This window comes from Rhodoferax ferrireducens (assembly GCF_031458075.1).
GTDB lineage: Bacteria > Pseudomonadota > Gammaproteobacteria > Burkholderiales > Burkholderiaceae_C > Rhodoferax_B > Rhodoferax_B ferrireducens_A.
The window spans coordinates 162,774-180,809 of record NZ_JAVDXT010000004.1; the positions used below are offsets into that span (position 1 = coordinate 162,774).

Below are 18,036 nucleotides of genomic sequence, written 5' to 3' on the forward strand. Positions count from 1 at the left end.
CTGCGTCTATACAATCCGTTGCATTCTATTCGAAGGCCCTTTAAGCTGTGACTGACCCTAAAACTTGGATGTGTTTGATTTGCGGGTGGATTTATGACGAAGCTACGGGTTCGCCCGAGCATGGCATTGCCGCTGGAACCGCGTGGGCTTTGGTGCCCATGAACTGGACTTGCCCTGAATGCGGGGCTCGTAAAGAAGATTTCGAGATGGTTCAACTTTGATGCGCGGCGACCGTCCGCGTTGTCCAGTCCTAATGAGGAGCGGTGCCACGTGAGTACGACAGCCACGACCTTCAAAGTCCTTGTGGTGGACGACAGCAATACGATACGTCGTAGTGCCGAGATATTCCTGAAGCAAGGCGGGCACGAGGTGTTGTTGGCCGAAGATGGCTTTGATGCGCTGTCCAAGATCAACGACCACCTGCCGCAGCTGATTTTTTGCGACATTCTGATGCCCAAGCTGGACGGCTACCAGACCTGCGCCATCATCAAGCGCAACCCCAAATTTGCGTCCATCCCGGTGGTCATGCTGTCGTCCAAAGACGGTGTTTTCGACAAGGCGCGTGGCCGCATGGTGGGCTCGCAAGACTATTTAACCAAACCGTTTACCAAAGACCAGCTGCTCCAGGCCGTACAGCAGTTTGGTGCCGTGGTGCAAGGATCTGACGAATGACTATCCACAACGTACTGATCGTGGACGATTCCAAAACAGAATTGTTGTACCTCACCGAGCTGCTGCAGAAAGAGGGCATGTCGGTACGCACGGCGGAGAACGCCGAAGAGGCGTTTCGCCGGCTGGCCGAGCAAAAGCCCGATCTGATCCTGATGGATGTGGTGATGCCCGGGCAGAATGGCTTCCAGCTGACGCGCACCATCAGCCGCAACCCTGATTTTGCGGACGTGCCCATCATCATGTGTACCAGCAAGAACCAGGAAACCGACCGCGTCTGGGGCATGCGCCAGGGAGCCCGCGACTACATCACCAAACCTGTCAATGCCGCCGAGCTGAAGGCCAAGATCAGCGCCTTGGGCTAAGGCGACTGCACCCATGGCGAATCGTGAAGCACTCCGAGAACTGCAAACCCGGCTAGCCTCCCGGCTGCAAGCCGCCCGCAACGAAGGCTTGTCGGTACGCTGGCTGGCGATCCACGTAGGGTCGGGGCGCTACCTGTTTCCCCTGGCCCAGTGCGGTGAAATTTTCCCGTGGACCTCGGTGCAGCCGGCCGCCTATACCCAGCCCTGGTTTCTGGGCGTGGCGAATTTGCGCGGTGGCCTGTGCGGCGTGGTGGACCTGCTGCGCTTCATGGCCCCGGATGCGCCCAACGCGCGCGCCGAGTCCGAGCTGCCGGACTGCAGCCTGCTGTCCTTCAACGGCGCCATGGATGTGAATTGCGCCTTGCTGGTGGACCAGCTCAGCGGCCTGCGTGGTAACGATTCATTTGCTTCCTCTGCGCCACCCGAGGACGGGGCGCCCACGTATTTCGGCCGTACATACAGCGATGCGGCCGGTGTTTCATGGCAGGAAATCAACCTGCTGACCTTGTCCCAACTTCCTTCTTTTCTGAGCATCAGTGCTTAGGGCCCATCCAGAAAGCTGCACCATGCCCGCTGTTGAGAATCTGAATTCGTCGCTCACTATGTCCTCGGTCGAAACCGACCTGGATACCGTGGCAGGTCTGCCGGAGGCAGCCCCTGAAGCGCCGGCTCCCGTGCCCCCGGCGCCTGACTTTGCAGAAAGCCGCTTGGTTGGCTCCAGTACTGCGGCCTCGGTGGACGAATGGGTAACGCTGCCCTTGCTGGGCAAACGCCGCATCAACACCCACCAGCGCATTCTGGTGACGGTACTGGCGCTGGCGGTGCTGGTGCTGGTGCTGGTGGCGGCCTATACCTTGAACCGATCTGACAAAGTGGCGCAGCAATTGGCGGCCACCGGCCAGGCCTTGATGCAGTCGCAGCGGTTGGCCAAATCGGTGTCCCAGGCCCTGGTGGGCAGCACCTCGGCCTTTCCCGATGTGGCCGAAAGCGCCGACGTGTTGGCCAAGAACGTGCGCGGCCTGCAGGCCGGTGACGACCGCCTGGCGGCCGTGAGTTCCGATGACCAGGCCGATATCGCCAAAATTGTTCCGTTGACGGACCGGGCCGAAAAGAATGCGGCCACCGTGATGGGCCAGCAAAAAATTCTGACGCAGGTGGGAGCTGCGCTGCGCACCATCAACCGCCAATCGTCGGACTTGCTGGAAATCGCCGAAACCGTTGCCTCTTTCAAATTGCAGCAGGCGGCTTCGCCCACCGAGATTTCCGCGGCCGGCCAGCTGGTGATGCTGACCCAGCGTATCGGCAAATCGGCCAATGAATTCCAGACCATGGAAGGCGTAAGCCCCGAGGCCGTGTTCCTGCTGGGCAAGGATTTGAATTCGTTCAAGGAAATCACGCAGGGCCTGCTGGAAGGCAGCGCCGAGCTGCGCCTGACGGCCACCAAAGACCCGGCCACGCGCGAACAACTAGGGGCCTTGCTCAAGCTGTATGACGAAACCCGCACCCAGGCGGGCGCGATTCTGGGTAATTTGCAGGGTCTGGTATCGGCCCGCGAAGCGCAGACCGCAGTGGTGGCCGACAGCGAGCCGCTGCGTCGCCAGCTCGAAGAACTGCAAGACAAGCTGTCGTCGCAAAGTGGCCTGGGCGTGGTGGCCGTGACGGTGCTGGTGTTGTCGGCGCTGTTGGCTTTGGCTTGCGCGTTCGGCCTGGCCCGCGTGCAGCTGCTTGGCAGCCGCAAGCGGCAGACCACGGCCGAAGCCCAGCGGGTGGAGGCCGAATTGTCGCAACAAGGCACCAAGCGTGTGAATGACGCAAACCAGGCGGCTATTTTGCGATTGATGAACGAGCTGCAAGCGGTCGCTGAAGGCGATTTGACGCAACAGGCGACGGTGACCGAAGACATTACCGGTGCGATCGCCGACTCGGTGAACTACACGGTGGAAGAGCTGCGCGCGCTGGTGGGCAGCGTGCAGAACACTGCAACCCAGGTGGCCCAGACGACTTCACAGGTGGACAACACCTCGACCGAGCTGCTGGCTGCATCGACCGAACAGCTGCGCGAGATCCGCGAAACCGGCCGCTCGGTGCTGGACATGGCGTCGCGCATCAACGAGGTGTCTACCCAGGCACAAGAGTCGGCTACCGTGGCGCGCCAGTCACTGGAAGCTGCTGACACCGGTTTGCAGGCAGTGCAAAACGCGATCGGCGGTATGAATTCGATCCGCGACCAGATCCAGGAGACTTCCAAGCGCATCAAGCGCCTGGGCGAGTCGTCGCAGGAGATTGGTGAAATCACCGAACTGATTTCCGACATTACCGAGCAAACCAATGTGCTGGCGCTGAATGCCGCCATCCAGGCCGCATCTGCCGGGGAAGCCGGCCGTGGCTTCTCGGTGGTGGCGGAGGAAGTGCAGCGGCTGGCCGAGCGCTCGGCCGATGCGACACGCCAGATTGCGACCTTGGTGAAGGCGATCCAGACCGACACCCAGGATGCCGTGGCCGCTATGGAGCGTTCCACCCAGGGTGTGGTGGCCGGTGCCCGGCTGTCGGACAGTGCGGGTACCGCCCTGTCTGAAATTGACCGCGTGTCGCGCCGACTGGCTGAGCTGATTGAACAGATCTCGCAAGCCACTTCGCGCGAAGCGGAAAAAGCCAACGTGGTGGCAGACAACATCCAGCACATTTTTGCGGTGACCGAGCAGACCGGCGAGGGTACGCGTACCACCGCCGCCCAGGTGCGCGAGCTGTCCCAGATGGCCGAAGAATTGCGCCAGTCGGTTGCACGGTTCAAAATCAAATAAGCGCTAATGCCGTTGTTGCCATTCGCCGCCAGGGACGCATCCATGCAAACCACCGAATCTACGGCTGCTGAGTTGCCCGAGCAAGACCTCGGCCCGCTGGCCTGGGTGCTTGACGAGCTGCGCAAGACGCTGGATACCGCGGTCAAAGCCCTCAAGCGCTTTGTGCGCGAGTCCGATGTCGCCCAGGGCGCAGGTTTTGCTGTGCCCGATACCAGCCACCTGCGCATCGCCTCGCAGCAGTTGCACCTGACGGTCGGTGCGCTGGAAATGGTTGGCATGACAGCGCCCTCTCTGGTGCTGCGTGCCATGGAAGCTGCTGTCAATAAGTTTGTCGATAACCCCAGCCTGTGCGTGGAGGAGTCGGTCGGCAAGATCGAACGCGCCAGTTTTGCGCTGGTCGACTATCTGGAAGGCGTGCTGGCCAGCAAGCCGGTATCGTCAGTCGGTTTGTTTCCACAGTACCGCGAGGCACAGGTGCTGGCAGGGGTGAGCCAGATCCATCCAGCCGATCTCTGGCCGATGGAGGTACGCTGGCGCGAGGTGGCGGCGGCCGTACCCGTGGCGCCGTTGGCCTATGCGCCCGCATTGCGCGCGCGGCTGGACCAGTGCGTGCTTAAGGTCGTGAAGACCGGTGATCCGGTGGCGTCCCAAGAGTTGGTGGCGACCTGCCTGGGGTTTGCCGCTGGCCAGCAGCGCCAGCCCGAGCGGGCGTTCTGGACCATTGCCGCAGCCTATTTTGAAGCCCTGTCGATGGGGCTGTTCCCGCCGGACGTGTATTCCAAACGGATTGCGTCCCGGGTATTGACCCAGTACGCGACCCTGGCTAAGGGTGACCCCACGGTGGCGACCCGCTTGGCGCAGGACATGCTGTTCTTCTGTGCCCAGGCGGTGCCGACCCAGTTTGCGGACGCGCCGACCCTGGCCGCCGTGCGCCAAGCTTACGGCTTGCAGCGGCATGCGCCCATCGATTACGAGGTGCGCCAGTTTGGCCGCTTTGACCCGGCGCTGCTGGCGCAGGCCCGCAAGCGCCTGGCCGCGGCTGCTGAGACCTGGTCGGCGCTGGCCGGAGGTGATACCCATCGCTTCAAGCCGGCACTCGACCAGTTCAACATGGTCGGCGAATCGCTGACCAAGCTGCATTCCGGCAGCGCCGTATTGGCGCAAGCCCTGTGCGAGGCGGTAGAAAGCACAGTGCGGTCCAAAGTGCCACCGTCGGCTGCATTAGGCATGGAGGTGGCGACCTCGGTGCTCTACCTGGAGGCCGCGTTTGAAGAGTTGGACCAGGCCGATGCCCAGTTGGAGGAGCGGGCCAAGTTGCTGGCCGAGCGTTTGATCGGTGTGGAGCGTGGCGGTCAGCCCGAGCCGCTGGCACCCTGGATGGAGGAGCTCTACCACCGCGTGAGCGACCGCCAAACCATGGGCAGTGTGGTCGATGAGCTGCGCAACACCTTGGGTGAGGTTGAGCAGTCGCTGGACCAGTTCTTCCGTACGCCGCGTGAGAAGGTGCCCTTGGCCAAGGTGACCAACCAGCTGTCGCAAATGCGTGGCGTGCTGTCGGTGCTGGGGCTGGACCAGGCCTCCTATGCGGTCATGCGCATGCGCGAAACCGTCGATGGCTATATGTCCGACGACTTGGCCGATGGGGCCGAGCGTGCCGCCAGCTTCGACCGGCTGGGCAATAGCCTGGGAGCGTTGGGCTTCATGATCGATATGCTGGGCTACCAGCGGGCCTTGGCCAAAAAACTGTTTATCTACGACGAAGACGCTGGCGAGTTCAAGCTGGTGATGGGCCGCAGTACGGTACCGGTGCAGGATTCGGTCCAGGCACCGTTCCTGGATTCGCTGGTCGAGCGCGCTATGCAGGAGTCGGCCACCGTGCCCATGCCCTTGCCGGAAGCCGTCTCAGAACCATTCCCCTCGCTGGATTTGCCGTTGGCCGTGGATTCCGCGCCCGAGACGGCACTCTTGCCCGAGCTGGATTTCGCCGCCGGGCTGCCATCGCTGGACCTGCCTGAATCTTTGTCTGAACCCGAGCCGGTCGTGGCTGACGATCTCGCACCCTTGTCGGTGATGGTCGCGCCCGAGCCTTTGCCCGAGCTCACCATGTCGGTGGACGAGCCAGGCCTGGGCCATATCACCGAAGTCACTGGTGAAGCGCTGGATGAAACCGAATTGGCCAAGCTGCTCGATGGGGTGCCTGTCCCCATGGCAGCCGTCGCCGAACCTGCTGCAGAAGACGATGATGCCGAGCTGCGCGACATCTTCCTCGATGAAGCCCGAGAAGTCGTGCAAAGTGGCCTGGAAGCAGTTGGCGATTTGCAGGTCGCTCCTGCGGACATGGGGCCGCAAACCACTTTGCGCCGGGCTTTCCACACCCTCAAGGGCAGTGCCCGCATGGTCGGCTTGTCGGAATTCGGGGAGGCCAGCTGGGCGATGGAGCAGTTGGTGAATGGCTGGTTGGCTGAGCAGGTGCCGGCCAGCCCGGCGTTGCTGGACCTGTCCACCGATGCCTTGCAGGCTTTTGGCCGCTGGGTCGAAGACATTGCTGCGGGTACTGCCGATGCCTGGCGCGCCCAGCCGTTCCGCGCTTCGGCCGACGCCTTGCGTCTGGAGTTGCGTAGTGAGCCTTTGCGGCTGGAGCCCGAGCCGTCGGGACTGCAGGAATTGTCGGAGTTGCAGGATGCGCAACCTGCACCGGCTGAAGTCGAGCCAGAAGCCTCTGCCGTGTTGGATGCCGAGGTGCTGGCCGAACCGGAACTGCCTGCGGCTCCCGAAGAGATTGAGCCGCTGCCAGAGCCATTCGAGCCTATAGATTTGCCCGAGGTACTGGAGCCGGCGCCAGCCGAATTGCTGCCCGAGCCGCTGTTGGACACCCCAGAGTCGCCCGAGGCTGCGGCGCAAGCCGTCTTGCCCGTGCCGGAAACCGATGACACCACCAAGGTGATCGGTACGCTGCGCATGGGCATACCGCTGTACAACGTCTACCTCAACGAAGCCGACGAATGGTCGCGGCGCCTGCTGACCGAGATCAGCGAGTGGTCTCTGGAATTGCACCAGCCGCTGCCCGACTCCACCGTCGCGCTCGCGCATTCGCTGTCGGGTAGTTCGGCCACGGTGGGATTCCAGGCCTTGTCGCAAATGGCGCGGGCCCTGGAAACCGCGCTTGAACATGTGCAGCTGCTCAGCCATGGCACGGCACAGCACGCGCAGATCTTCACCGATGCGGCCGAAGACATCCGCCGCCTGCTGCACCAGTTTGCGGCGGGTTTCCTGAAGGATGCCAACCCGGTGGTACTGCAGGCCCTGCGCGACCTGCTGGAAGCCGAGCCAGCTGCGCCACTGCCCGCGGTGGAAGAAGAACCCGCGGCCGAGCTGGACGATGCCGCTGCGCTTGCTTTCTTCGATGCGCCCGAGCCCGAAGTGCCAGCCGAGCTGGATGTGGCGGTTGCCGAACCCGTCGCGGCTCCAGAGCCCGTCGTTGCGGTGGCCGAGGATGTGATTCCGGCGTTGCACACGTCCATGCCGCCGCCATCGGACTTCGATGATGAAATGGATGTCGTGGATGTGATCGATGCCGATCTGTTCCCGATTTTCGAAGAAGAAGCCGCCGAGCTGCTGCCCCAGTTGGGCGGAGCGCTGCGCCAGTGGTGGGCCCGTCCCGACAATATGGGTGCCCGCAACGAGGTGCTGCGCGCGCTGCATACGCTCAAAGGCAGTGCCCGTTTGGCCGGTGCCCTGCGTCTGGGCGAGCTGGCCCACCGGCTGGAAACCGAGATCGAGCATTTGGGCTCCGAGTCCTTGCAGTCGGCCCAGATCGAGCCGCTGTTGTCGCATTTCGATGCCTTGCAGGCCGATCTGGATGGCTTGCGGCACGCCCATGTGCGGGCCCCGAACGAGGTCGTCGCGCTGCCGGTACCGGCCAAGCCAGAAGCCAAGGCCGACAGCGGCACCGGCACTGTCGTGCCCTTGCCGGCGCCGTCTGCGCCCGACGCTCCGGCCCTGCCGGCGCCGCGCCAGCTGACCCAGCAATCGGTGCGCGTGCGCTCCCAGCTGCTGGACCGGCTGGTCAACCAGGCGGGCGAGGTGATCATCACCCGCACCCGGCTGGAAGCGCGGCTGAACCAGCTGCGCAGTTCGCTGGGCGATTTGACCGGCAACCTGGATCGCATGCGCAGCCATTTGCGCGACATCGAGGTGCAGGCCGAGTCGCAAATGCAGTCGCGGCTGGCTCTGGTCAAGGACACGGCGCAAGGCTTCGATCCGCTGGAATTTGACCGTTTCACCCGGGTCCAGGAACTGACCCGCATGATGGCCGAGTCGGTCAATGACGTGGCCACGGTGCAGCGCAATCTGCAGCGCACGATTGAAGGTACCGAAGACGATCTGGTGAACCAGGCGCGCCAGGCGCGCGAGCTGCAGCGCGATCTGCTGCGCACCCGCATGGTCGAGTTTGAAGGCATTGCCGAGCGCTTGTACGCGGTGGTGCGCCAGGCTTCCAAAGACACGGGTAAGCAGATCAAGCTGGACATCATCGGCGGCTCCATCGAAATGGACCGCGGTGTGCTGGACCGCATGGCCCCCGCTTTCGAGCATTTGCTGCGCAATGCCGTGGCCCATGGCATCGAGGTGTCGGCCGTCCGTACCGCCGCCGGCAAGCCCGCGGCGGGCACTATCACGGTGGAACTGCACCACGAGGGCAACGACATCTCGGTGCGCTTTGCCGACGACGGTGCGGGCCTGGACATGGGGCGCATCCGCCAAAAGGCAATCGCCCAGGGCCTGGTGCCGGCCGACCAAGAGATGGATGCGGCGACAGTGGCCGAGCTGATCTTTCTGCCAGGGTTCTCCACAGCAGCCCAGGTGACCGAGCTGGCCGGTCGTGGCATCGGCATGGATGTGGTGCGCGCCGAAGTGCTGGCACTGGGCGGGCGGATCGAAACCTCCAGCCAACCCGGCCAGGGCACGCAGTTCAAGCTGGTGTTGCCGCTGACCACGGCGGTGACCCAGGTGGTGATGTTGCGGGCCGGGGCCTTGTCCATCGGCGTGCCGGCCAACGTGATCGAAGTGGTGCGCCGCATGCCGCAGGCCGAACTGGCCCAGGCCTATGAGAACCACGTGGTCGAGTTCGATGGCGAGTCGGTGCCGTTCTTCTGGTCGGGTGCATTGCTGCAGGTATCGCAGCGCAGCACCGAGCCAGTGTCCAAGAACAGCGCGGTGGTGATCTTCCGCAGCGCGGCGCAGCGCCTGGCCTTGCATGTGGACGAGGTGCTGGGCAACCAGGAAGTGGTGGTCAAAAACCTCGGGCCGCAGCTGTCGCGCCTGCCTGGCTTGTCCGGCATGTCGGTGCTGGCATCGGGTGCGGTGGTGCTGATCTACAACCCGGTGGCCTTGTCGTCGGTGTACGGCGCGCAAGCCCGTCAGTGGCAGGACGGCACCGGCAACGTGGCGCCCCTGGTCGCGGCGGCGCAGCAAACCCCGCTGGTGCTGGTGGTCGACGATTCGATCACCGTGCGCCGTGTCACCCAGCGTCTGCTGCAGCGCGAAGGCTACCGCGTGACCCTGGCCAACGACGGCCTGCAAGCGCTGGAACGGCTGCGCGACGAAACGCCGGCCCTGGTGCTGTCGGACATCGAAATGCCGCGCATGGACGGCTTCGACCTGGCGCGCAACATCCGCAGCGATGCCGCGTTCAAGGACTTGCCGATCATCATGATCACCTCGCGCATGGCCGAGAAGCACCGCGAACACGCGCGCGCGCTGGGCGTGAACCACTACCTGGGCAAGCCTTATCCCGAAGAAGAGCTGCTCAGCCTGGTGCGCCGTTACACCGCCAAGACTGAGGATGTTTTAAGCCTCTAGCGCAATATCTGCCTGCGCCAGTAGCTATCTATTTGATAGTACTAGGCGCCGGGCAGGGCGTGGGGCTTCTTGACCACGGCGTAGCGCAGCAGGGTGCGTGTGCGCGCCGCGTCGTGCGCCACGATGGGCTGCGGATAGTTTTGGCCCAGCACCACTTCGGCGGCCCGCAGTTCCATCGGTTTGGCGGTCCAGGGCGCGTGGATGGCGGCATTCGGCAGCTTGGCCAGTTGGGGCAGGTAGCGGCGGATGAACTTGCCCTCGGGGTCGAACTTCTCGCTCTGGCTGGTCGGGTTGAAGATGCGGAAATACGGCTGGGCGTCGCAGCCACTGGAGCTGGCCCACTGCCAGCCGCCGTTGTTCGATGCCAGGTCAAAGTCGTTCAGGTGCTCGGCAAAATAGGCCTCCCCCCAGCGCCAGTCCAGCCCCAAGTCCTTCACCAGAAAGCTCGCCACCACCATGCGCAGGCGGTTGTGCATATAACCGGTCTGGTTGATCTGGGCCATGGCCGCGTCCACCAGCGGATAACCGGTCTGGCCCTGGCACCAGGCGTCGAACAAGGCTTTGGCCGGCTTGCCATGCTCCCAGGCGATTTGGTCGTATTCGGGTTTGAACGCAGCCTGGGCCACGTGCGGGAAGTTGCTCAGGATCTGTACATAGAAGTCGCGCCACACCAGCTCGCTGAGCCAGACGCTGGCGCCCTGGAAGCCCTGCAGGTGCAGAGGGTAGGCCATGGCCGCCAGCTGGCGGATCGACACCGTGCCGAAGCGCAGGTGCACGCCCAGGTAGCTCGGCCCCTTGATGCCGGGGAAATCGCGGGTCGCATGGTAGTGCTCTATGCGTTCAAAGAACTCCTCCACCAGCTGCTGGCCGCCGCTGGCGCCCGTGGGCAGCTTCAGGCTGGCCAGGTTGGTGGTTTCAAAACCCAGGTCGTGCAGGCTGGGTACGGGCTGGCGTTCGCAGGGTGCGAGGTGGGCGGCGTAGGCGGCGACGGGGTAGGACTTCAGGTAGAAGTCGTCCAGCTTTTTCAGCCAGGCATTCTTGTAGGGCGTGAACACCCCGTAGGGCTTGCCCTGCTGCGTCAGCACTTCCTTGCGCTCAAAAATCACATGGTCTTTGTAGGTGCGCAGCGCCACGCCCATGTGCGCCAGTGCGCCGCGCACCACCGCGTCGCGGGCCAGGGCCTGGGGTTCGTCGTCGTGGTTGGCGAATACGGCCTGGGCGTGCAGCGTCTTGGCCAGCGCCGGAATCGCCTGGGTCGCCACCGCGTGCAGGGTGACCAGGCCGGCCGAGGGCTGCAGTGCGCGCAGGGCGGTATCCAGCTCGGCGACCGAGGCCTGGATGAATTCGACCCGGCGGTCGGCGCGCGGCAAGTGGTCCAGAATGTCTTTGTCGAAGACAAAGACGCAGTGCACCTGCTGGCAGGTTTTCAGCGCGTGGTACAGCGCCGCGTGGTCAAAGCTGCGCAGGTCGCGCCGGAACCAGACGATGCCGGTGGCGAACTCTGGGGAAACGGTTCTGGCAGGAGTGGGCGCTAGCATTCCACGATGTTAACGGCCAGCCCTCCACGCGCGGTTTCCTTGTATTTGGTCATCATGTCGGCGCCGGTTTCGCGCATGGTTTTGATGACTTTGTCCAGGCTCACGAAGTGGCTGCCATCACCGTGCAAGGCCATGCGAGCGGCGTTGATGGCCTTGACCGACGCTATCGCGTTGCGCTCTATGCAGGGGATCTGCACCAGGCCGCCGACGGGGTCGCAGGTCAGGCCCAGGTGGTGTTCCATGCCGATTTCGGCGGCGTTCTCCACCTGTTCGGGCGTGCCGCCCGTCACTGCGCAGAGGGCCGCTGCGGCCATCGAGCAGGCCACGCCGACCTCGCCCTGGCAGCCGACTTCGGCGCCGGAGATGGAGGCGTTTTCCTTGTACAGCATGCCGATGGCGGCGGCGGTCAGCAGAAAGTCGATGACACCGCTGGGCGTGGCGGTGGCCACAAAGCGCACGTAGTAGTGCAGAACGGCGGGCACGATGCCGGCCGCGCCATTGGTCGGCGCGGTGACGACCCGGCCGCCGGCGGCGTTTTCTTCGTTCACTGCCAGCGCGTACAGGTTCACCCAGTCCAGCACCTGCAACGGGTCGCGCAGCGCAAATTCGGGATTCGAGCAGAGTTTGGTGTACAGGTCGGCCGCGCGGCGCTTGACCTTGAAGCCTCCAGGCAGCACACCCTGGGTGCGGCAGCCGCGCACTACGCAGGCCTGCATCACGGCCCAGATTTTCTGCAGGCCGGCGTCGATCTCGGCATCGCTGCGCCAATGCTGTTCGTTGCGGCGCATCAGTTCGGCAATCGACAGGCCTGCCGTCTTGCACTGCTGCAGCAGTTCGTCGCCGCTGTGGAAGGGGTAGGGCAGCACCGTGGTGTCGGGTGCCAGCACCTTCTGCTTCTGGCCGTCGGCAGCTACTTCATCGCTCACCACAAAACCGCCGCCGACCGAGTAGTAGCAGCGGTTCTGCAGTTCGGTGCCGTCTGCATCGTAGGCGATGCAGCGCATGCCGTTCGAATGGAAGGGCAGGGTTTCGCGCCGGTACATGGCCAGGTGGTCTTTTTCCTTGAAGCTGATCGTGTGCTGGCCGCCCAGGCGCAGCTGGCCGCTGCTGCGGATGGCGTCCAGCATGGCGGGGATGGCCTCTACGTCCACGGTCTCGGGGTCGTGGCCCTCCAGGCCCAGCAGCACGGCTTTGTCGGTGCCGTGGCCCTTGCCGGTGGCGCCCAGGGAACCATAGAGTTTGACTTCGACCCGCGTGCACCGGGCCAGCAGGCCCTGGTGCGCCAGCCGTTCGGTGAACATGCGAGCGGCCCGCATCGGGCCCACGGTATGCGAGCTGCTGGGACCGATACCGATCTTGAAGATGTCGAAAACACTGACGGCCATGGTGGTTGTCTCTTTATTCTTAACGCTGGGTGGTTTGGTAGTCGGGGTGCACGAAGAACGGTGCGTCCGAGCGCGGCAGCGGCGCCTTGCCGCGGATCGCGTCGGCCATCTTCTCGGCCAGCATGATGGTAGGCGCATTCAGGTTGCCGCTGATGACATCCGGCATGATGGACGCGTCCACCACCCGCAAGCCGGCCACGCCGTGGACCCGGCCGCTGCCGTCGGTCACGGCCATCTCGTCCGTGCCCATGCGGCAGGTGCACGAGGGGTGCAGCGCGCTCTCGCCGTGCTCACGGATATGGGCGTCGATCTCGGCGTCGGTCTGCACGCTGTCCTTGGGCGACACGGCCTCGCCGCGGAAGCGGTCAAAGGCTTTCTGCGCAAAGATCTCGCGGGTCAGGCGGATGCCGGCGCGCATTTCCTTGCGGTCTTGCTCGGTCGCCATGTAGTTGAACAGGATGCGCGGCGCCTCCTTGGGATCGGCGCTCTTCAGCGTCACCGCGCCGCGGCTGGTGGGGCGCATCGGCCCCACATGGGCCTGGAAGCCGTGGAAGCTGGCCGGTGCGCTGCCGTCGTACTGGATCGCCATGGGCAGGAAGTGGTACTGCAGGTCCGGGTGCTTGACGCCGGCTTCGCTGCGGATGAAGCCGCCTGATTCAAAGTGGTTGGTGGCGCCCAGGCCCGTGCCTTTGAGCATCCATTCCGCACCTATCTTTACCTTGGCCACCGGGTTCATCGCGCTGTACAAGGTGATTGGCTCCTTGCACTGGTATTGCACATAGGTTTCCAGATGGTCCTGCAGATTCGCACCGACGCCGCGCAGTGGCGCCACTACGCGGATACCCAGCTTGCGCAGGTCGTCGGGGTTACCCACGCCCGAAAGCTGCAACAGCTGCGGCGAGTTGATGGCGCCGCCGCAGAGGATGACTTCGCGGCTGGCCAGGACCAGGTCGGTGCGGTGGCCGTTGACCACCTCCACGCCGACCGCGCGCGGCGGGCTGGATTCGGGTTCGAACGCGACCCGGGCCACCAACGCGCGGGTGCGCACCTGCAGGTTCGGCCGCTTCAGCGCCGGGCGCAGGTAGGCCATGGCCGTGCTCCAGCGCCGGCCCTTGTGCACCGTCATGTCCATCGGCCCCAGGCCTTCCTGGCGGTAGCCGTTCATGTCTTCGGTGCGCGCATAGCCGGCTTGCTGGCCGGCCTCGATAAAGGCGTTGTACAGCGGGTTGATGCAGGCGCCGGTGGACACGTTCAGCGGGCCGCTGTCACCGCGGTAGGCGTCGCCGCCCTTGGCCCGGGTTTCTGCCTTGCGGAAGTAGGGCAGGCAGTCGGCGTACGACCAGTTCTCCAGGCCCTTGTAGCTGGCCCAGTTTTCGTAGTCCAGTGCGTGGCCTCGGATGTAGACCATGCCGTTGATCGACGAGGAGCCGCCCAGCACCCGGCCGCGCGGGCAGTACATGGCGCGGTTGTCCATATAGGGCTCGGGCTCGGAATGGTAGAACCAGTTGTACTTGTCGTTGGCCAGCGGGTAGGCAAAGGCCGAGGGCATGTGGATGAAGATGCTGCGGTCGCCGGGGCCGGCTTCCAGCAGCAGCACGCGCACTTCCGGGTCTTCGGTCAGGCGATTCGCCAGCACGCAGCCGGCCGAGCCGGCGCCGACGATGATGTAGTCGAAGTTTTCGGTGCCCATGGTTCAGCGGTATCCACAGGCGACTTCGCCCAATTCCACATACACGGTCTTCAGCTGGGTGTAGTGCTCCAGCGCCACCATGCTGTTCTCATGGCCGATGCCGGATTCGCCGGCACCGCCGAAGGGAATCTCGATGGGTGTGATGTTGTAGTTGTTGATCCAGCAGATGCCGGCTTTGAGCCTGGCGGCCACGCGGTGGCCGCGCGCGCCGTCGCGGGTGAACACGCCGGCGGCAAGGCCGAAGCGGGTGGCGTTGGCGCGCTGAACCACCTCGGCCTCGTCGTCGAACACCAGCAGCGCCAGTACCGGGCCAAAAATCTCTTCCTGCACGATGGTCATGCCGTCGGTGCAGTCGGCAAAGATGGTGGGGGCGACGAAGTTGCCGTTCTCTCCACCCGGCACGCTGACTGGCGTGCCGCCGCAAACCAGGGTGGCGCCATCGGCCACGCCGCTGGCCACATAGCCGAGCACCTTGTCGCGGTGGGCGGCCGAGATCAGTGCGCCGACCTCGGTGGCCGGGTCGGTCGGGTCGCCGACGCGCAGCAGCAGGGTGCGTTCCTTGAGCCGCGCCAGGAACTTGTCGGCAATGCCGCGCTGCACGAACACGCGGGTGCCATTGGTGCAGATCTCGCCCTGGGTGTAGAAGTTGGCCATCATCGCGGCGGTCACTGCCTGCTCGAAGTCGGCGTCGTCGAAGACGATCAGCGGCGACTTGCCGCCGAGTTCCATGGTCACGCGCTTCAGCGTGCCGGCGGCGCTGGCCATGACCCGCTTGCCGGTGGGAATCGAGCCGGTCACCGACACCTTGGCCACGCCCGGATGGGCGGCCAGCAGCGCGCCGGTGGTGCCGCGGCCTTGCAGCACATTGAAGATACCAGGGGGTACGCCGGCTTCCAGGTAGATCTCGGCCAGCTTCACAGCGGTCATCGGCGTGAGTTCCGATGGTTTAAAAATCATAGCGTTCCCTGCAGCCAGGGCGGGCGCGGACTTCCAGCACGCTATCTGGATCGGGTAGTTCCACGCACCTATGCCCACGCAGACGCCCAGCGGCTCACGCCGGGTGTAGGCAAAGGCGTTCTTCAGCGGGTACTGGGCGCCGGCCAGGGTGGCGGCGGCGCCGGCAAAGTATTCGATGCAATCGGCGCCGCTGGCCACGTCGACCACGCAGGCTTCCTGCCAGGGCTTGCCGGTGTCCTGCACCTCGATGGCAGCCAGCTCGTCGTTGCGTTCGCGCAGCAGCTGGGCCGCACGGTGCAGGATGCGGCCACGCTCGGTGCCGGTCATGGCCGACCAGATGGCAAAGCCGCGTTCGGCCGCGGCTACGGCAGCATGGACATCGGCCTCGGCAGCGTCATGTACCCCGGCAATCACGGCGCCGGTGGCGGGGTTCAGCGTGGTAAAGCGTTCGCCGCTGCCTTGCACGGGCAGGCCATCGACGAAGCTGGGGATGAAGGTTTCAGTCATAGGGATACCCATTTAATTGTTCAAGGCGGGCACAGTTTCTTCGAGAACGCCGCAGAACCGGCTTTGCCGGGCTGTAGGCGTTGCCCCCTGCAAGGGGGGGGGCGAAAACAAGAAGTGTGTAGCCTGGGGGTGTTTCATCTCAGCACCACGGTTTTCATGCCGTTGATGAAGACGCGCCGGTCCAGCACAAAGCGCAGCGCGCGCGACAGCACCAGGCTCTCCACCAGGCGGCCGGCCTGGGACAGGTTTTGCGGCGTGTCCGCATGGTCGACGCGCTCGACCGACTGTTCGATGATCGGGCCTTCGTCCAGGTCGGTGGTGGCAAAGTGGGCGGTGGCGCCTATCAGCTTGACGCCGCGGTCGTGCGCTTGCTGGTAGGGCTTGCCGCCCTTGAAGCCGGGCAGGAAGGAGTGGTGGATGTTGATCACCCGGCCATGCAGCTCATGGCACAGGGTTTCGCTCAGTACCTGCATGTAGCGCGCCAGCACGATGAATTCGGCGTCGGTATCGGCGATCAGCTGCTTGAGCTTGGCCTCCTGAGCGGGCTTGGTGTCGGCCGTGATCGGAATATGGTGGAAGGGAATGCCTTCGGCTTCGGCCAGCGGGGCCAGGTCGGGGTGGTTGGAGACGATGGCCACGATGTCCATCTTCAGCTCGCCGCGCCGCCACTGGGCGATCAGCTCGCGCAGGCAGTGGTCGAACTTGGACACCATGACCAGCACCCGGGTCGGTTCGGCCAGGTCGTGCACCTTCCATTGCGCCTGCGGAAACCCCACCGCCAGCTCGGCAAACGCGCTGCGCAAGGCCTGTACCGAACTGCTGAGGCTGAATACGCTGCGCACATAGAAGCGCTCGGTCGTATGGTCGTCGAACACCGAGAACTGTTCTATGTAGGCGCCGTGCTGGTTCAGCAAGGCGGACACGGCGGCGACCTGGCCCTGGTCGCTGCCGCAGGCCAGGTTCAGGCAGTAATGGGTGGCTTGGTCTGCAGTCATGGGGGATAAACGCGAAAGTGGGGTAGGGCTGCGCCGCCGCACAGCTGGGGCGGCTCGCCCAGCGCTGGGCTGGGCAAGGGCGGAAGTCGGCTTACTTGAGGGAGGCGGTCACGGCGGGCAGGCCTTCTTGGCCGGCAAAGGTTTTCACGCCTTTGAGCCAACCGTCGAGCACGCCGGGGTTCTTTTTCAGGTAGGCCTTGGCCGCATCGTTGGGCTTGGCTTTGTCCAAAATGCCGATCATCACGTTGTTTTCAATCGCGGTGCTGAACTGCAGGTTCTTCAGCAGCGTGGCGACGTTGGGGCAGCGGGCTTCGTAGCTGGGCGGTACGGCGGTGAAGACCTTGGCCTCGCCCAGGTTCGGGCCGAATACCTCGTCGCCACCTTCGAGGTACTTCATTTTCATCTGCACGTTCATGGGATGCGGTTCCCAGCCCAGGAAGACGATGGCCTTGTTGGCACGGGCTGCGCGCTGCACCTCGGCCAGCATGCCGGCTTCTGACGATTCGACCATCTTGAAGCCCTTGAGGCCGAACTGGTTCTTGTCGATCATGCCCTGGATCAGCGCGTTGCCGTCGTTGCCGGGCTCGATGCCGTAGAGCTTGCCGTCCAGCTCCTTCTGGAACTTGGCGATGTCGTTGAAGGTCTTCAGGCCCTTGTCGTACAGGTAGGCGGGTACGGCCAGGGTGTACTTGGCACCGACCAGATTCGGCTGGTCCAGCACCTTGATCTGACCGGCCTTGACGAAGGGCTCGATGATGGGCGTCATGCTGGGGTTCCAGTAGCCCAGGAAGGCGTCGATCTGCTTGGACTTGATGCCGGCAAAGGTGATGGGCACCGAGGCGATGGTCACTGTGGGCTTGTAGCCCAGGCCTTCGAGCACCACCGAGGCCAGGCCGGTGGTGGCGGCAATGTCGCTCCAGCCCACGTCGGCAAAGCGCACGGTTTTACAGCTGGCCGGCTCGGCAGCCTGGGCGACGGGCGCGCAGACGGATACCAGGGCGGAGGCGAGACCGAGAAAAGCAAGTTTCAATTTCATGACCAGATCCTTGAAGAGAGGAGATTGCACCGAGCTAAGACACCCTCGCACTTTCACAGGTTGACGCGCCGGAACTTGGCTAAGAACGACGCGGAGTTGTCCCAGGGCGGCAGTGCGGACAGAAGGGTGAAAAATGCAGTGAAAAATAGGCCGCCCGCGCATATTCCACCAGCGCAAGATGCTATGTTTTGCATAGCTAATAATGGCGTGAATGCTGGGGTCGTTATGCAGGCG

General features: G+C 64.1%; 12 protein-coding genes. 6 read left to right on the forward strand and 6 right to left on the reverse strand.

Features of this window, described 5'->3' with window-relative positions:
• Positions 1-47: 47 nt before the first annotated feature.
• Genes J2X19_RS19250 through J2X19_RS19275 form a run of 6 tightly spaced genes read left to right on the forward strand, consistent with a single transcriptional unit; the run spans position 48 to position 9,694 of the window.
• On the forward strand, positions 48-221 hold the full coding sequence (locus J2X19_RS19250) for a rubredoxin (RefSeq protein ID WP_092759523.1): 174 nt from the start codon (positions 48-50) through the stop codon (positions 219-221).
• A gap of 49 nt (positions 222-270) precedes the next feature.
• Entirely contained in the window at positions 271-672 is a 402-nt protein-coding gene (locus J2X19_RS19255) for a response regulator (RefSeq protein WP_092759521.1), read from the forward strand.
• Positions 669-1,034, forward strand: a complete 366-nt coding sequence (locus J2X19_RS19260) for a response regulator (RefSeq protein ID WP_092759519.1) — start codon at positions 669-671, stop codon at positions 1,032-1,034. The genes J2X19_RS19255 and J2X19_RS19260 overlap by 4 nt, the downstream gene beginning before the upstream one ends.
• A 13-nt stretch (positions 1,035-1,047) precedes the next feature.
• Positions 1,048-1,578, forward strand: coding sequence for a chemotaxis protein CheW (locus tag J2X19_RS19265; RefSeq protein ID WP_116607276.1), 531 nt, complete (start codon positions 1,048-1,050; stop codon positions 1,576-1,578).
• 58 nt (positions 1,579-1,636) lie between these two features.
• Positions 1,637-3,835 carry a methyl-accepting chemotaxis protein gene (locus J2X19_RS19270; RefSeq protein WP_405048710.1) on the forward strand — a complete coding sequence of 733 codons (2,199 nt, stop codon included), beginning with the start codon at positions 1,637-1,639 and terminating at the stop codon, positions 3,833-3,835.
• A gap of 42 nt (positions 3,836-3,877) precedes the next feature.
• A complete protein-coding gene (locus J2X19_RS19275; protein WP_310375624.1) occupies positions 3,878-9,694 on the forward strand; it encodes a hybrid sensor histidine kinase/response regulator in 5,817 nt (1,938 codons plus the stop codon).
• A 41-nt stretch (positions 9,695-9,735) separates the two neighbouring features.
• On the opposite strand, the gene J2X19_RS19280 is transcribed toward J2X19_RS19275, so the two are convergent.
• The 6 genes from J2X19_RS19280 to J2X19_RS19305 form a co-directional block, all read right to left on the reverse strand.
• The gene (locus J2X19_RS19280) at positions 9,736-11,232 is read right to left on the reverse strand and encodes a cryptochrome/photolyase family protein (protein ID WP_310375627.1); all 1,497 of its coding nucleotides are present in this window, start codon (positions 11,230-11,232) and stop codon (positions 9,736-9,738) included.
• Positions 11,226-12,617: an L-serine ammonia-lyase gene (locus J2X19_RS19285; RefSeq protein ID WP_310375629.1), complete on the reverse strand. Its 1,392-nt coding sequence runs from the start codon at positions 12,615-12,617 to the stop codon at positions 11,226-11,228. Before J2X19_RS19285 ends, J2X19_RS19280 begins: the two co-directional genes overlap by 7 nt.
• A 19-nt stretch (positions 12,618-12,636) precedes the next feature.
• Positions 12,637-14,307: a choline dehydrogenase gene (betA, locus tag J2X19_RS19290; protein ID WP_310375633.1), complete on the reverse strand. Its 1,671-nt coding sequence runs from the start codon at positions 14,305-14,307 to the stop codon at positions 12,637-12,639.
• A gap of 3 nt (positions 14,308-14,310) precedes the next feature.
• Positions 14,311-15,771: a betaine-aldehyde dehydrogenase gene (gene betB, locus J2X19_RS19295; RefSeq protein WP_310375634.1), complete on the reverse strand. Its 1,461-nt coding sequence runs from the start codon at positions 15,769-15,771 to the stop codon at positions 14,311-14,313.
• A 134-nt stretch (positions 15,772-15,905) separates the two neighbouring features.
• Entirely contained in the window at positions 15,906-16,766 is an 861-nt protein-coding gene (gene purU / locus J2X19_RS19300; RefSeq protein WP_092759505.1) for a formyltetrahydrofolate deformylase, read from the reverse strand.
• A gap of 91 nt (positions 16,767-16,857) precedes the next feature.
• Positions 16,858-17,802 carry a choline ABC transporter substrate-binding protein gene (locus J2X19_RS19305; RefSeq protein ID WP_310375637.1) on the reverse strand — a complete coding sequence of 315 codons (945 nt, stop codon included), beginning with the start codon at positions 17,800-17,802 and terminating at the stop codon, positions 16,858-16,860.
• Between the last annotated feature and the right edge of the window lie 234 nt (positions 17,803-18,036).

Coding starts and splice junctions, on each gene's coding strand:
- J2X19_RS19260 (WP_092759519.1), top strand. CDS start 669: ATGACTATCCACAACGTACTGATCGTGGACGATTCCAAAACAGAATTG.
- J2X19_RS19265 (WP_116607276.1), top strand. CDS start 1,048: ATGGCGAATCGTGAAGCACTCCGAGAACTGCAAACCCGGCTAGCCTCC.
- J2X19_RS19270 (WP_405048710.1), top strand. CDS start 1,637: ATGTCCTCGGTCGAAACCGACCTGGATACCGTGGCAGGTCTGCCGGAG.
- J2X19_RS19275 (WP_310375624.1), top strand. CDS start 3,878: ATGCAAACCACCGAATCTACGGCTGCTGAGTTGCCCGAGCAAGACCTC.
- J2X19_RS19280 (WP_310375627.1), bottom strand. CDS start 11,232: ATGCTAGCGCCCACTCCTGCCAGAACCGTTTCCCCAGAGTTCGCCACC.
- J2X19_RS19285 (WP_310375629.1), bottom strand. CDS start 12,617: ATGGCCGTCAGTGTTTTCGACATCTTCAAGATCGGTATCGGTCCCAGC.
- betA (WP_310375633.1), bottom strand. CDS start 14,307: ATGGGCACCGAAAACTTCGACTACATCATCGTCGGCGCCGGCTCGGCC.
- betB (WP_310375634.1), bottom strand. CDS start 15,771: ATGACTGAAACCTTCATCCCCAGCTTCGTCGATGGCCTGCCCGTGCAA.
- purU (WP_092759505.1), bottom strand. CDS start 16,766: ATGACTGCAGACCAAGCCACCCATTACTGCCTGAACCTGGCCTGCGGC.
- J2X19_RS19305 (WP_310375637.1), bottom strand. CDS start 17,802: ATGAAATTGAAACTTGCTTTTCTCGGTCTCGCCTCCGCCCTGGTATCC.